Below are 13,997 nucleotides of genomic sequence, written 5' to 3'. Positions count from 1 at the left end.
ACCGGCCCCGGGGGCGTAGCCTTTATTTCCGCTGTCCACCACCTTGTGAAGCGGAAGAGGGCGGTTGCCGCCGTGTCGTCTCAGGTCCCCAGTAACGCCAGCTCCCCCAGCCTCCGGCCGGGAGGTGCCCCCACGGTTGACCAAGGCACGCAGGGCCAGGGCCCTGCAGCCGCCTTCGGCGCCAATGAGTGGCTCGTCGACGAGATCTACCAGCAGTACCTCCAGGATCGCGATTCCGTAGACCGCGCCTGGTGGGACTTCTTCGCCGACTACAAGCCGGGCGGCAAGAACGCCGCCGAGGCGCCCGCCGAGGGCGCGCCCGCCGCCGCGCCGCCGGCGCAGGTCACCACCCCGGCCGCGCCGCAGCAGCCCGCCCAGGCGGCTCCCGCTGCGCCCGCGGCTCCGGCCGCCCCGGCACCGGCCGCCCCGGCACCGGCTGCCGCACCGGCTGCTCCCGCCGCTGCCGCCCCAGCTGCGAAGCCGGCGCCGGCCGCCAAGCCGGCCGCGGCCCCCAAGGCCGCCGCTCCGGCTGCCGGCGGCCCGGAGCTGGTCACCCTGCGCGGCCCCTCCGCCGCCGTCGTGAAGAACATGAACGCCTCGCTGGAGGTGCCCACGGCCACGTCCGTGCGCGCCGTCCCGGTGAAGCTGCTCTTCGACAACCGCATCGTCATCAACAACCACCTCAAGCGCGCCCGGGGCGGGAAGGTCTCCTTCACCCACCTCATCGGCTTCGCGATGGTGCAGGCCCTCAAGGCCATGCCGTCGATGAACTGGTCGTACGCGGAGAAGGACGGCAAGCCGACCCTCGTCAAGCCGGAGCACGTCAACTTCGGCCTCGCGATCGACCTGGTGAAGCCGAACGGCGACCGCCAGCTCGTCGTCGCGGCCATCAAGAAGGCCGAGACGCTCAACTTCTTCGAGTTCTGGCAGGCGTACGAGGACATCGTCCGCCGCGCCCGCAGCAACAAGCTGACGATGGACGACTTCACCGGCGTCACCGTCTCGCTGACCAACCCCGGCGGCCTCGGCACGGTCCACTCCGTGCCCCGTCTGATGCCCAACCAGTCGGTCATCATGGGCGTCGGCTCCATGGACTACCCCGCCGAGTTCCAGGGCACCTCCCAGGACACCCTGAACAAGCTGGGCATCTCCAAGGTCATGACGCTGACCTCGACCTACGACCACCGGGTGATCCAGGGCGCCGCCTCCGGCGAGTTCCTGCGCATCGTGGCCAACCTGCTGCTGGGCGAGGACGGCTTCTACGACCAGATCTTCGAGGCGCTGCGCATCCCGTACGAGCCGGTCCGCTGGCTCAAGGACATCGACGCCTCGCACGACGACGACGTCACCAAGGCGGCGCGCGTCTTCGAGCTGATCCACTCCTACCGGGTCCGCGGCCACGTCATGGCCGACACCGACCCGCTGGAGTACCGCCAGCGCAAGCACCCCGACCTGGACATCACCGAGCACGGGCTCACCCTCTGGGACCTGGAGCGCGAGTTCGCGGTCGGCGGCTTCGCCGGCAAGACGCTGATGAAGCTGCGGGACGTCCTCGGCGTGCTGCGCGACTCGTACTGCCGCACCACCGGCATCGAGTTCATGCACATCCAGGACCCCAAGCAGCGCAAGTGGATCCAGGACCGCGTGGAGCGCCCGCACGCCAAGCCGGAGCGCGAGGAGCAGCTGCGGATCCTGCGCCGGCTGAACGCCGCCGAGGCGTTCGAGACGTTCCTGCAGACGAAGTACGTCGGCCAGAAGCGGTTCTCCCTGGAGGGCGGCGAGTCCGTCATCCCGCTGCTGGACGCGGTCATCGACTCCGCCGCCGAGGCGCGGCTGGACGAGGTCGTCATCGGCATGGCCCACCGCGGCCGGCTGAACGTGCTGGCGAACATCGTCGGCAAGTCGTACGCGCAGATCTTCCGCGAGTTCGAGGGCAACCTCGACCCGAAGTCGATGCACGGCTCCGGCGACGTGAAGTACCACCTGGGCGCCGAGGGCACCTTCACCGGTCTCGACGGCGAGCAGATCAAGGTCTCCCTGGTCGCCAACCCCTCCCACCTGGAGGCGGTCGACCCGGTCGTGGAGGGCGTCGCCCGCGCCAAGCAGGACGTGATCAACAAGGGCGGCACGGACTTCACCGTCCTGCCGGTCGCCCTCCACGGCGACGCGGCCTTCGCCGGCCAGGGCGTCGTCGCGGAGACCCTGAACATGTCGCAGCTGCGCGGCTACCGCACCGGCGGCACCGTCCACGTGGTGATCAACAACCAGGTCGGCTTCACCGCCGCCCCGGAGTCCTCGCGCTCCTCGATGTACGCCACCGACGTGGCCCGCATGATCGAGGCGCCGATCTTCCACGTGAACGGCGACGACCCGGAGGCGTGCGTGCGCGTCGCCCGGCTCGCCTTCGAGTTCCGCCAGACGTTCAACAAGGACGTCGTGATCGACCTCATCTGCTACCGCCGCCGCGGTCACAACGAGGGCGACAACCCGCAGTTCACCAACCCGCAGATGGTCGCGCTGATCGACAAGAAGCGCTCGGTGCGCAAGCTGTACACCGAGTCCCTGATCGGCCGCGGCGACATCACGCTGGAAGAGGCGGAGCAGGCGCTCCAGGACTTCCAGGGCCAGCTGGAGAAGGTCTTCGCGGAGGTCCGCGAGGCCACCAGCCACCCGGCGCCGACGCACGTGCCCGACCCGCAGGCGGAGTTCCCGGTGGCCGTGACCACCGCGATCTCCCAGGAGGTCGTCAAGCGGATCGCCGAGTCCCAGGTCAACATCCCGGACCACATCACGGTCCACCCGCGGCTGCTGCCGCAGCTCCAGCGGCGCGCGTCCTCGGTCGAGGACGGCACCATCGACTGGGGCATGGGCGAGACCCTGGCCATCGGCTCGCTGCTGATGGAGGGCACCCCGGTGCGGCTGTCCGGCCAGGACACCCGCCGCGGCACCTTCGGCCAGCGCCACGCGGTCCTGGTCGACCAGCAGACCAACCAGGACTACACCCCGCTGCTGTACCTGACCGACGAGCAGGCCCGCTACAACGTCTACGACTCGCTGCTCAGCGAGTACGCGGCGATGGGCTTCGAGTACGGCTACTCGCTGGCGCGGCCCGAGTCGCTGGTGATGTGGGAGGCCCAGTTCGGCGACTTCGTCAACGGCGCGCAGACCGTCGTGGACGAGTTCATCTCCTCCGCCGAGCAGAAGTGGGGCCAGACCTCCGGCGTCACGCTGCTGCTGCCGCACGGCTACGAGGGCCAGGGCCCGGACCACAGCTCCGCCCGCCCCGAGCGCTTCCTCCAGATGTGCGCGCAGAACAACATGACGGTCGCCATGCCGACGCTGCCGTCGAACTACTTCCACCTGCTGCGGTGGCAGGTGCACAACCCGCACCACAAGCCGCTGATCGTCTTCACCCCGAAGCTGCTGCTGCGGCTGAAGGCGGCGCAGTCGACGACGGAGGAGTTCCTGACCGGCGGCTTCCGCCCGGTCATCGGGGACGAGTCGGTCGACCCGACGGCGGTGCGCAAGGTCGTCTTCACCTCCGGCAAGGTCTACTACGACCTCGACGCGGAGCGGAAGAAGCGCGGCGTGACGGACACGGCGATCATCCGACTGGAGCGGCTGTACCCGCTGCCGGGTGCGGAACTCCAGGCGGAGATCGCGAAGTTCCCGAACGCGGAGAAGTACCTGTGGGCCCAGGAGGAGCCCGCGAACCAGGGTGCCTGGCCGTTCATCGCGCTGAACCTGATCGACCACCTCGACCTGGCGGTCGGCGCGGACGTGCCGCACGGCGAGCGGCTGCGGCGGATCTCGCGTCCGCACAGCTCGTCGCCGGCGGTGGGTTCGGCGAAGCGGCACCAGGCGGAGCAGGCGCAGCTGGTCGCCGAGGTCTTCGACGCGTAGCCCTTGCGCGCAACCTAGCGCTATGAGGCCCGGCCCCTTCCTGGGGGCCGGGCCTCCCCCGTTTCCCGGGCGATCTCGCCATCGCCGTACGGCAGCGTTGGCCTCTGCGGCCGAGTGGTGGGCGGTTCGCGCAGTTCCCCGCGCCCCTAACCCCTCCGCCTGCACCCGCAGATGAGTGGCGGGGGCAGCGGAACAGGGGCGCTGGGGGTCCCCCTCGCCCTCTGGGCGTAGGTGGGGGTCCCCCCGTGCCCGCAGGGCACAGGGGGCGGAACTGCGCGAGCAACCCACCACCGGCCGCGGAGACCAAACCGTCCGCAGGGAAGCGGCGAGGTCGTCCAGGGGGCGTCTCTACAGGAGGTTGGACTCCGTCAGGAGCGTGGTGACGGTCTCTTGTTCCTCCAGGGCGCGCTCCGGGCCCGCCGAGCGGGCCAGGCGGGAGGCGCGGGCGTGGTGCGCCGCGAGGAGCGCGTCCAGGAGCTCGCGGGGGCCGGACGCCGCCGCGCGGCAGTGCGCGGCGGCGTCGAGGAGGCGCTCACGCGACGCCGTGCGGCGAGCGAGCAGCGCTGTCGCGAGCGCGCGGTGCCAGCGCGCGGTGACCGCGAGCGCCGGGTCCGTCGTGGTGCGCGCCGCCTCCCCCAGCGTCCAGTCCGCCTCGTGGAGGTCCGCGAGTGCCTCGTCCGCGCGGAAGCGTTCGAGGTGGGCGTGGCCGAGGAGCGCCCTGCGCTCCGGGAGCGCCGGGTCGCCGGCCGCGGTCTGGTCGACCGCGCTGCGCAGGTGCCGTACGGCGGTGTGGACGTCGCCCGGCGCGTCCTTGTCGACGCCGCGTTCGATCAGCCGGCGCCCCAGGGAGGTGAGGACGCCGGCCCGTCCGGGGTCGTGCCACGGCAGCAGCGGCAGGGCCTCCGTCCACGCGGCTATGACGGAGTCGCGGTGGGACCAGCTCCCGCTCTCGGCGTGCCGCTGCTCCAGGTGGCGGGCCATCCGCAGCAGGATGCCCGCCTCCGCGGCCTCGTCGCGCTCCACGTGGCGGCGGGCCTGGTCGAGGGCCTGGAGGATGCGCAGCCTGGCGTCGTCGTCGGGGTGCTCGTACGCGAACTCGATGGCGTCCGCGTACTCCAGCCAGGCGCGCAGCAGTTCCGCGGAGGCGCCGGGCGCGCCCGCCCCGGGGTCGATGCCGTCGATCCCGGCGAGCAGGTCGTCGCCGGCGCGCTCCGCGTAGCCGCGGGAGGCGGCGGGGTCGACGGCGTCCGCGGCCACGGGGCCCTCGCCGCGGTGGTGGCGGGCGAGGTCGAGGAGGAGGCCGCCGCGCAGCAGCAGCGCGGTCTCGTGGTGCTCGACGCGGTCGGGGTCCGGGTAGGGCCCGGGAAGGCTCTCGTCGATGAGCGCCTGGACGACGTCGACGGCGGTGCCGAGGGTCGTGGTGGCCCACTGGCCGGGGGTGGCGGGGCCGCGCAGCGCGTACGGCGCGCCGGTGACCGCGAGCCGCCGCAGCACCCGCACCCGCAGCGGCGTCGCGGCCTCCCGCAGCGCGGTGTCCCAGCGTCCGGGCCCTTCGGTGAGTTCGGCGAGGCTCCCGTCGGCCGCGGCCAGCAGGACCGCGGCGATCGGGGCGGGGTCGGCGCCGTCCGTGCCGGCGCGCACGGCCACCCAGTCGGGCAGGAGCTTGGTGCTCAGGCGGCCGGCGGCGACCTCCTCCGCCATGATCTCCAGCAGCCGGCCCAGGGTGAGGTGTGCCTCGGACGCGCCGGCGATCGCGTTCTGCGCGGCGTCGAGCGCTTCGGGCAGGTCCTCGGGGACGGGCCGCAGGAACCACCGCCGCAGCAGCGCGTCGGCCAGCTCCCCGTAGAGCGCGGCGCGCGCGGCGGCGCGGCGCTCGGCGCGGGTGGCGGAGCCGAGCAGGCGGATCGCGGTGTCCAGGTCGCGCACGGTGCCGTGTTCGCCGAAGTGGTCGAGGCAGGTCCGGGCTTGGGCGGCGAGGCCGGCCGGCCCGTCTTCGGGGGTGCCGAGCGGGGTGGCGGTCGGCGAGGGGCCGCCGAGGCGGCGCAGCACCTGGGTGGAGACCTGCGCGAAGGCCCACAGGCGGCGGGAGTGCGGCCCGGGGTCGGCGACGGCCGGCTCGGCGAAGCGGTCGGCGGGGCTGACGGAGCCGTCGAGGAAGGCCGCGGCCAGGGCGGGGAAGTTGCGCACGGTGCGCCCGTAGCGGGACTCGACGTACTCGGAGCACTGCTTGAGCACCAGGGAGGCGCTGCTCGCGCCGAGTTGCCCGAGGAGTTCCTCGCGTACGCCGTCGAGGAAGGCGTACGCGGGGCCGTCCTCGTCCCGTTCCGCCGCGGCGTCTTCGGGGGTGCGGCGGTCGTCGCGCCGCAGCAGCCCGCTGAGCAGCACTTCGGCGAGGACGTCGGGTCCGCTGCGCCCCAGCATGGCGCGCTGGACGAGTTGCATCACGGGCAGCAGCAGCGGCACGGCGGACAGATAGACGGCGAGTTGCGCGGCGGCCGGTGATGCGGTGCGGCGGAAGGCGCGGACGCGTTCGGCGGGGTCGATGCGGCGTTCGGTGCGGGCGCGGGCGGCGGCGGGTCGGTGCCGGGCCTTCACGACGGCCGCGGCGGCGTACAGGGACCGTCCGGTGGCGCCGGCGACGAGCCGGGTCCACGCCTCGAAGGAGGACCGCCGCAGCGCGAGCACGGGCACGGGCAGTCCGTCGTCGACGGGGGCGCCGGTGCGCGGCACGAACTCCAGCCGTCCGGCGGGCCCTTCGCGGCGGCGCAGCAGCCCGGGCCGCGCGGGCAGGTGGGTCCGTCCCCACATGCGCTGCGGGAGGGGTTGGACGACGGAGACGGGCGCGGTGGCCGCCCAGGAGTGCAGCAGGCGCTGCATCAGTCCGCTGCGCCACAGCGGGCCGGCGCAGTCGCTGAGGACGACGGTGAGCTGCCGGCCCGTGGGGTCGCCGAGGTCGGTGGGCGGGGCGTCGTCCTCGGCGATGCGGTGGACGGCGACCTCGCGGAAGGCGCCGGCGCGTTCGCAGATCTGGCGCAGCTCGTCCAGGGCGCGGGACCAGACCACGTTGGAGCTGGACTCGTCCATGACGAGCGCGAGCCGGGCTTCCCTGCGGCGTACGACGGACAGCACGGGGACGACGATGCCGGTGTCGGCGGCGCGGTCGGCGGTCGCGACCTCGTCCAGCTCGCGGCGGACGTGTCGGCGCGGCGGCCGGTAGCGCTGGAGGAGGCGCAGGGACCGCTCCAGCGCGAGCGCGTCGGGCAGGGCGGCGGGCGCGGGTACGGGGATGCGGCGCATGCTGCCGTCGACGAGGGCGCCGTACGTCGCTTCCGCCTGGGCCGGTCCGTACAGTCCCACCAGGCTCGACGGCTCTTGTGGCTGTGGGAGCGGCGGCTGCGGTGCGGCCGGCGGGGCGGGGTCGGCGGGGTGTCGTACGGGCGTCCCGTCCGCGCTCGGCGCCGTCCGGCCGGTCGCGTCGCCCCCCGGGGGGCGCGGGCCGGGGGCCGGCAGGTACCGCGCGAGCCACAGCGCGTCGGCGACCTCTTCGGCGGTGGGCTTCAGCTCGGCTTCCCGCAGCCGGGTGACGAGGGCGGTGAGCGGGGCGGGCGGTCGGGGCGCGTGCCGCGGCGGTGTTCCCGCGCCGCGGACCCGTACGAGGAAGGGGGGCGCCTGCGGTACCGGGTCGACCGGTGGCGCCAGGTGCCCGGGCCACGGCGGCGGGCCGGGCGACTGCGCCGGCTCGTCGTCATCGGCGGGCCCTTCGGCAAGGGTCGGCGGACCGTACCGCAGGGGCCGTGGGAGCGGTACGGAGGGGAAGCCGGGCGGCGGGACGAAACCGGGAGCCAGCCCGAACCCGGCATCCCGCTCGCCCCGATCGCTCCGCTCGGCCGGCCTCGGGAGCGGCGCTTCCCACGGTGATGCGGCCGGGGCGTCCTCCTCCGCCGGCTCCTGGGCCGGGGCGACGGGCAGTCCGACCACGGGCGGCGGGAGCGGCGGCAGCACGGGCGGGGGCGTCCGCCGCTCCCGCGGGAGCCGGTCACGGCTCTCCTCCGGGTCGGGCTGCGGCGGGCGGCGCTCCTCGGACATGACGTCACCGCTGCCGGGTCTCTAGGGGCCGGATCAGCAGCTCGGCGATCTCCTCGCGGCGCCCCGGCTCCGCCCGGGCCGCGTGGTGGGTCAGATAGATCGCGTTCAACAGCTGGTCCGTGGGGCGGAGTTCGCCGTCGCCGTCCTCCCGGGTGAAGCGGCCGATCAGGTCCAGGTTCCGCTCGTCGGCGCCGGCGCCGAAGTGCGCCTGCACCATGGAGGCGAGGCGCTCGTCCCGCGGCGGGTCGAGGTGGAGGTGGATGCAGCGGCGCAACAGGGGCGCCGGGAAGTCCCGTTCGCCGTTGCTGGTCATGACGACGAAGGGGAAGGCGTGGCAGCGGACCCGGCCGCCGCGCACCGGGACCCGGCGGCCGTCGTCGGTGAGGACGCTGACCTCTTCGTGCCCGGGCCGGTCGGCGGTGCGCTCCAGCTCGGGGAGGGTGAACTCGCCTTCCTCGACGACGTTCAACAGGTCGTTCGGCAGGTCGATGTCGCTCTTGTCCAGCTCGTCGATGAGCAGCACCCGGGGCAGCTCGGAGGGGAGCAGCGCGGTGCCGAGCGGGCCGAGCTTGACGTAGTTGCCGATCGACCCGGGGGCGTCCGGGTCGCGGGCCTCGCGTCCGGCGAGCTGGGCGTCCTGGAGGCGGCCGATGGCGTCGTACGTGTAGAGGCCGTCGCGCAGTTCGGTGCGGCTGACGATGGGCCACTGGAGGACCCGGCCGAGCCCCAGCTCGTACGCGATGGAGTGTGCGAGGGTCGACTTGCCGGAGCCGGGCTCGCCGGTGACCAGGAGGGGGCGGCGCAAGTACAGCGCGGCATTGATCAGTTGGAGCGCCTGGGCGTCCTGGGCTGGCGGTGCTCCGACGCGGGCGCCGAGGCGGCGGGTGGAGGCGCTGTCGACGGGCGGGGCGGCGTCCGGCAGCGGCACTCCGGAGAACGCGCGCCACGGCGGTGGCGGCGGCAGGAGCCGCATGCGGTCGGGGGCCGGGGCGCCGACCCCTCGGTAGATCAGCCAGTCGTCCATCGCTCGCTCCTCATTCCTCGGCATTCCTCGGCTGCGGATTCGGCCGCGGGACCGCTGGCGGGCAACGGGGTCTATATGCCCGGCCCGGGGCCCTCCCATGACTGGGAGGGGGTGAACTGTTTGATGTCTTCTCATGAGGAGGCCCCTCCTCCGCAAGTCCGATGAAACGCATCGAACATCGACGAATCGCACATCGGTGCAGGTGGGAGATGCGTCGACGGAAGCGGTCGTCGGGATGCGTCTGTGGGCGCTCACGGGGAGTCCACCGGCCCGTCGGCGTCGAACGGCAGCGGGCGGCAGGGGTCGTCGTAGAGCAGGGCGACCCCCTCGGCCCAGTGCCCGCCGCTGCGCGATCCGCTGATGTCGTCCCGGATGCGGCGCAGCCGGTCGGGGAGTTCGTCCGCCCCCGCGGTACGGGCGAGCAGCGTCGCGGCGCCTTCGTGGACCTCGTCGCAGAAGTCGGAGCAGCCCTGGTCGGGATGGACGTCCGTCTGCCACAGCGCCACCCCGTGGCCCGCGTCCAGGGCCATGCCGATGGCCCGCCGCCCGACCCCGCTGCCGACCGGCCGGCACAGGACGGGCACGCCGGTCGCGGGCATGTCCGCCAGGTGGCGGGGGCGCGGGACCTGGCGTGCGGGCGGGGTGCGACAGGCGGTGAGCCCGGCCGCGTCCGTCAGCCGTCGCCAGCGATCCAGCCAGTCGGCGTGGGGTTCGCCCCGCCGGGTGAGGTCGCGCAGGACCACCATGCGTCGGACGCCGACGTACGCCGGATGGTGGAGCCGGGCCATCTCGGTGAGCTGCCAGCGGTGCACGGCGGTGTCGAAGTGGTCGGCGGGGAGGGCGACTTCGAGCGGGGCGGGTGCGCCGGGTGCGTCGACGGAGGCGAAGACCTCGGCGAGGGGCGCGCGCAGCTCCCGTACGAGCCCTTCGGGCGGGGTGCCGTCGCCGGTCTGCGCCTCGTGCAGCGGCTCGTTGACGTCGTGGCCGTCGTCGACCCGGATGCGCCAGTAGAAGCGGGGCGTCGCGGCGTCGACGACGGGTTCCAGCTCCACGATGACGACGGCCCGCCCGTCGCCGAGCCGCGGGTAGCGGATCACGAGCCGGTGGTCGCTCGCCCCGTCCGCCGCCGGCTCCTGGACGAGCCCGGGCGGGAGCGTGGCCTGGGTGACGACGGTGTGCACGATCCGGGGGACGTCCTGGAGCCGGCGCAGCACCCAGTCGGCGAGCGGGGCCGGGTCGCCGCCGCGGGCCCGGTCGTACTCGACGACCAGTTGCAGGTAGTGCAGCGCGGCGATGGCGGCTGCGGGCTGGCCGGCCTCGTACAGCAGTCCGTGGCCGTCGCGCCAGGTGCGCGGCAGGAGTTGCCCTGGTGGGGCGGCGACGCCGCCGCGGGCCTTCTTGGCGAGTTCGGTGAGAGGGCGGATGCCGTCGGGCGGGTGGACGGACGCGAGGTGGGCCAGCGCTTCGCGCCGGTCCCGGGGGCTCCAGTGGTCGCCGTCGGTCCGCACGCCGGCGCCGGGGAGCTGGTGCTGGCGCTCGATCCAGTTGTGGCCGGTGACCTTCGGGGAGCGGCCGTGCCAGCGGTCGTGGGCGGCGGTCAGCTCCTGGTACGCCGGGCCGAACCGGCGCAGGGCGGTGACGGCGATGGCGAGCCCGCCGTCGCGCCCGGTGCGCCGGGACTTCAGCACGCCGACGACGGCGCCGGTGTGCGCGTCGAGCACGGGGGAGCCGGAGCCGCCCTTGGGGAACTCGACCTCGGGGCGGATCCGTAAGCCGTACGCGTCGTCGAAGCCGTTCACCCGGGCCGTGGCCTTCCAGGGCACGGCCCGGTGCTGCTGGGCCTCGCCGCCGGGGCGGTAGCCGAGGACGACGCCACGACCGCCGGCGTAGTCCGTGCGGTCGGTGAGCCACACGCACTCGTGCTCCGCGTCGGGGTCGAGCAGCCGCACCAGCGCCAGGTCCTGTTCCACCGGCACCTTGTGCTCGGGCAGCGGGCCGCCGTCGAGCAGCCAGCGGTCGAGGCGGGCGTCGAGGGGTTCGCCGCCGTTCAGCTCGGGTCCACCGACCTTGAAGATCCGGCCCGGGTCGCCCTTCAGATGCGGCGCCAGGACGTGTGCGCAGGTCAGGAGGGTGCCGGGGGCGACGAAGAAGCCGGTGCCCCACGGGGGCGCGCCGTCCCGGCCGCCGAGGTGGACGGTGGCCGCGCGCAGCAGGGCGTCGATGACCGGGTCGGACTCGCCGGTTGCGGCGGAGGTCATGACGGTGCCGCTGTGGGCGGACCGTCGTGACCACCGTCCCGGCCGTCCGGTGCGGGGGGCGCCGCGGGGGCGTGCGCGGGCTGCGGCGGGTGCGCCGGCGGCGGGGGTACGGGCGCGGGCGCGGCGGCCCCGGGGGCGGTGGCTCCCGGCTGGTCCTTGAGCTGCCAGACCAGGGTGACCTGGACGGACGCCTTGGTCTCGCCGGAGGCGAGCACGGCGAGGGCGGCGCCCGACTTCGCGGTGAGCTCCACGCCGAAGGTGACGCTCGCCTGGTCGGGGCCGGCCGCGGCGGCGGCCCGCAGCACCGAGGCGCCGACGTCGGTGACGAGCTGCTGGAGCTGCTGCACCTTGGCGGTGGCGTTCTCGACGAAGCCGACGTCCTCGTCGTCGTCGCCGTACCCGCCCTCGGGCGCGGAGAGCCGGGCGTGCACCACCGCTCCCCCGGGCAGTTCTATCCGCTGGACGCGTCCGTTCACCGTATCCCCCGTCTCTTCGCCGCTCTCCGCCATTGTCGACGGCAACCCGCCCGCGCCGCAGGCGACTTGGCGCATGCGGGTCTGGCGACGACGGTAGCCGGCCGTCCGGTAGCCCGGCAGTCGCCGTAATCTGGGCGGTGTAGTCCCCCATCCCTCCCAGGAGCATGTCTTGTACTTCACCGATCGCGGCATCGAGGAACTGGAGAAGCGGCGCGGCGAGGAGGAGGTCACCTTCGAGTGGCTGGCCGAGCAGCTGCGCACCTTCGTCGACCTCAACCCCGACTTCGAGGTCCCGGTGGAGCGCCTGGCGACGTGGCTGGCCCGACTGGACGACGACGAGGACGAGGAGTAGGGGGCGTAGGCGCGGCCGGGGTCACAGCACCCGGGCCCGCCGGCGTTCGTACGCCAGCAGCAGCGCGCCCTGGGCGATCAGCACGGCGCCGGCCGCGGCCCAGCCCGCTCCCCCGCCGTCGCCCGGCCGCAGGGCCCGGCGCAGCCCCCACAGCGCGAGCGGCACGCCCGCGGTGACCTGGGCGACGCCGAGCGCCTTGGGGGCGATGCGCTCCTTGGGCTCCCGCAGCCAGTGGTCCAGGCTCTCCTCCACCGCGTGCAGCTCCGTGCGCACCGCGTCGCGCCAGCCGGCCCACTCGACGGTCTGGGCGCCGAGCGCGAGCGCGGCGGCGTGCAGCCGGTCGGCGGGGTCGCCCGGGGCCAGGCCGCGGGGCGCTTCGAGGCCGGCGCGGGCCAGGACGGCGATCAGCCCGCGCAGCCGGTCCGCCCCCAAGGAGTCGAGGTCGTCCCTGGTCAGCGGGGCCAGCGCCTGGACGTCGAGGACGGGGTCGAGCCCGAGCCGGGCGGCGAAGCTCGTCATCGCCTCGTCCTCCCCGACCGGTGTGCCGTCGGCCAGCCAGACGTACCCGACGGGGCGGCGGAAGCCGGTGGCCAGGGTGAAGCCGGCGCGCTCGGCGTCCCACCACAGGGCGAGTACGGGCCGGCCGAGCCCGACCGCGACGGCGAGGGCGACGGCCCAGCCCCCGACGACCCGGTCGACGGGCTCGCCGTCCTCCCACGCGGCGCCCTCGGGGACGAGGACGCTCCACTCGGCCCCGGCGGGGGCGAGGAGCTGCGGCTCGCGCAGGAGCTGCGCCGGCGACCGCACGACGGACGGCTCGGCACGGCAGAACAGCAGGGCACCCGCGACTGTCGCGTTCATACCCCTCACGCTAGGACAACGAGCCCCTTTTGACCGGTTATAGCCGACCAGCAGACGGGCGAGCGTTCCTTGACAACCCCGATACGCGATATATCGTCTCTTACGAGAGACGCGATATGTTGCGTCTTTGCCGGGCCGGATCCAGCTGGAGGGTCAGCGTCATGACACAGTCCTCGTGGGAGGTCGCCGAGGAGCGCGAGCTCGTCTTCGACTCCCCCGTGACCGCACTCGACGCACGGATCGTCAACGGCACGGTCAACGTCGTCGGCACCGCGGGCGACACCGCCCGGCTGGAGGTCAGCGCCGTCGAGGGGCCTCCGCTGATCGTCACCCAGGAGGGGACCCGGGTCACCGTCGCCTACCGCGACCTGCCCTGGCAGGGCTGGTTGAAGTGGCTCGACCGCAAGGGCTGGCACCGCAGCGCGGTGGTGTCCCTGGTCGTGCCGGCGCGGGCGGACGTGGCGGTCGGCGTGGTGGGCGCGGCGGCGGTGGTCTCCGGCGTCGAGGGCGACACGTCCGTACGCGGCGTCAGCGGTGACACCACGCTGGTGCGGCTCTCCGGCCGGGTCCGGGCGGAGAGCGTCTCGGGCGGCCTGGAGGTCCAGTCCGTCACGGGCGGGCTGTCGTTCGACTCCGTCTCCGGCGACCTCACCGTCATCGACGGCGCCGGCCCGTCCGTACGGGCCGAGACCGTCAGCGGGGACATGCTCGTCGACCTGGCCCCCTCGGACGGCCCGCCCACCGACCTGGCGCTGCGGACGATCTCCGGGGACGTCGCGGTCCGCCTACCGAGCCCGGCGGACGCGCAGGTCAGCGTGGAGACGGCGAGCGGCGCCGTCACCAACGCCTTCGACGGCTTGACGGTCAGCGGTGAGTGGGGCGCGAAGAAGGTCACGGGCACGCTGGGCGCCGGCACGGGGTCGCTGCGGGCCACCACGGTCTCCGGGTCGATCGCGCTGCTGCGCAAGCCGCCCGCGGACGAGGAAGGGGCCGTGCCGGCCTCCGCCGCGTCCCCCGCCTCGGGAAAGGTGCTCTGA

At 74.2% G+C, this 13,997-nt stretch carries 8 protein-coding genes; 3 read left to right on the top strand and 5 right to left on the bottom strand.

Annotated elements, in window-relative coordinates; genetic code table 11:
- Window positions 1–72: 72 nt before the first annotated feature.
- Window positions 73–3,903, top strand: coding sequence for a multifunctional oxoglutarate decarboxylase/oxoglutarate dehydrogenase thiamine pyrophosphate-binding subunit/dihydrolipoyllysine-residue succinyltransferase subunit (locus AB0E05_RS17465; RefSeq protein ID WP_361964183.1), 3,831 nt, complete (start codon window positions 73–75; stop codon window positions 3,901–3,903).
- Between the two features lie 348 nt (window positions 3,904–4,251).
- Here the strand turns inward: AB0E05_RS17465 and AB0E05_RS17460 are convergent, their stop codons facing one another.
- The 4 genes from AB0E05_RS17460 to AB0E05_RS17445 form a co-directional block, all read right to left on the bottom strand.
- Complete coding sequence (locus AB0E05_RS17460) at window positions 4,252–7,989, bottom strand: SAV_2336 N-terminal domain-related protein (RefSeq protein ID WP_361964181.1); 3,738 nt, start codon at window positions 7,987–7,989, stop codon at window positions 4,252–4,254.
- A gap of 4 nt (window positions 7,990–7,993) precedes the next feature.
- Entirely contained in the window at window positions 7,994–9,013 is a 1,020-nt protein-coding gene (locus AB0E05_RS17455; protein ID WP_361964179.1) for a MoxR family ATPase, read from the bottom strand.
- Between the two features lie 251 nt (window positions 9,014–9,264).
- Window positions 9,265–11,271 (bottom strand): trypsin-like peptidase domain-containing protein, encoded by a 2,007-nt coding sequence (locus AB0E05_RS17450; RefSeq protein WP_361964177.1) that lies wholly within the window; start codon window positions 11,269–11,271, stop codon window positions 9,265–9,267.
- A complete protein-coding gene (locus AB0E05_RS17445) occupies window positions 11,268–11,747 on the bottom strand; it encodes a CU044_2847 family protein (RefSeq protein ID WP_361964175.1) in 480 nt (159 codons plus the stop codon). Before AB0E05_RS17445 ends, AB0E05_RS17450 begins: the two co-directional genes overlap by 4 nt.
- Window positions 11,748–11,916: 169 nt before the next feature.
- Here AB0E05_RS17445 and AB0E05_RS17440 point away from each other — a divergent pair, with 169 nt between their 5' ends.
- Window positions 11,917–12,099 (top strand): DUF6104 family protein, encoded by a 183-nt coding sequence (locus tag AB0E05_RS17440; protein ID WP_018571400.1) that lies wholly within the window; start codon window positions 11,917–11,919, stop codon window positions 12,097–12,099.
- Between the two features lie 21 nt (window positions 12,100–12,120).
- Here AB0E05_RS17440 and AB0E05_RS17435 read toward each other — a convergent pair whose 3' ends face one another.
- Entirely contained in the window at window positions 12,121–12,960 is an 840-nt protein-coding gene (locus AB0E05_RS17435) for a hypothetical protein (RefSeq protein ID WP_361964173.1), read from the bottom strand.
- A gap of 161 nt (window positions 12,961–13,121) precedes the next feature.
- Between AB0E05_RS17435 and AB0E05_RS17430 the strand changes: the two genes are divergently transcribed.
- A complete protein-coding gene (locus AB0E05_RS17430) occupies window positions 13,122–13,997 on the top strand; it encodes a hypothetical protein (protein ID WP_361964171.1) in 876 nt (291 codons plus the stop codon).

Origin of the sequence: Streptomyces sp. NPDC048057 (genome assembly GCF_040653095.1) — a bacterium.
Taxonomy (GTDB): Bacteria; Actinomycetota; Actinomycetes; order Streptomycetales; family Streptomycetaceae; genus Streptomyces.
This window is presented reverse-complemented; position numbering and strand designations above follow the sequence as displayed.

What these genes read in the sequence shown, in the direction of transcription:
- AB0E05_RS17460 (WP_361964181.1), bottom strand. Translation starts at nt 7,989, where the DNA reads ATGTCCGAGGAGCGCCGCCCGCCGCAGCCCGACCCGGAGGAGAGCCGT.
- AB0E05_RS17450 (WP_361964177.1), bottom strand. Translation starts at nt 11,271, where the DNA reads ATGACCTCCGCCGCAACCGGCGAGTCCGACCCGGTCATCGACGCCCTG.
- AB0E05_RS17455 (WP_361964179.1), bottom strand. Translation starts at nt 9,013, where the DNA reads ATGGACGACTGGCTGATCTACCGAGGGGTCGGCGCCCCGGCCCCCGAC.
- AB0E05_RS17430 (WP_361964171.1), top strand. Translation starts at nt 13,122, where the DNA reads ATGACACAGTCCTCGTGGGAGGTCGCCGAGGAGCGCGAGCTCGTCTTC.
- AB0E05_RS17435 (WP_361964173.1), bottom strand. Translation starts at nt 12,960, where the DNA reads ATGAACGCGACAGTCGCGGGTGCCCTGCTGTTCTGCCGTGCCGAGCCG.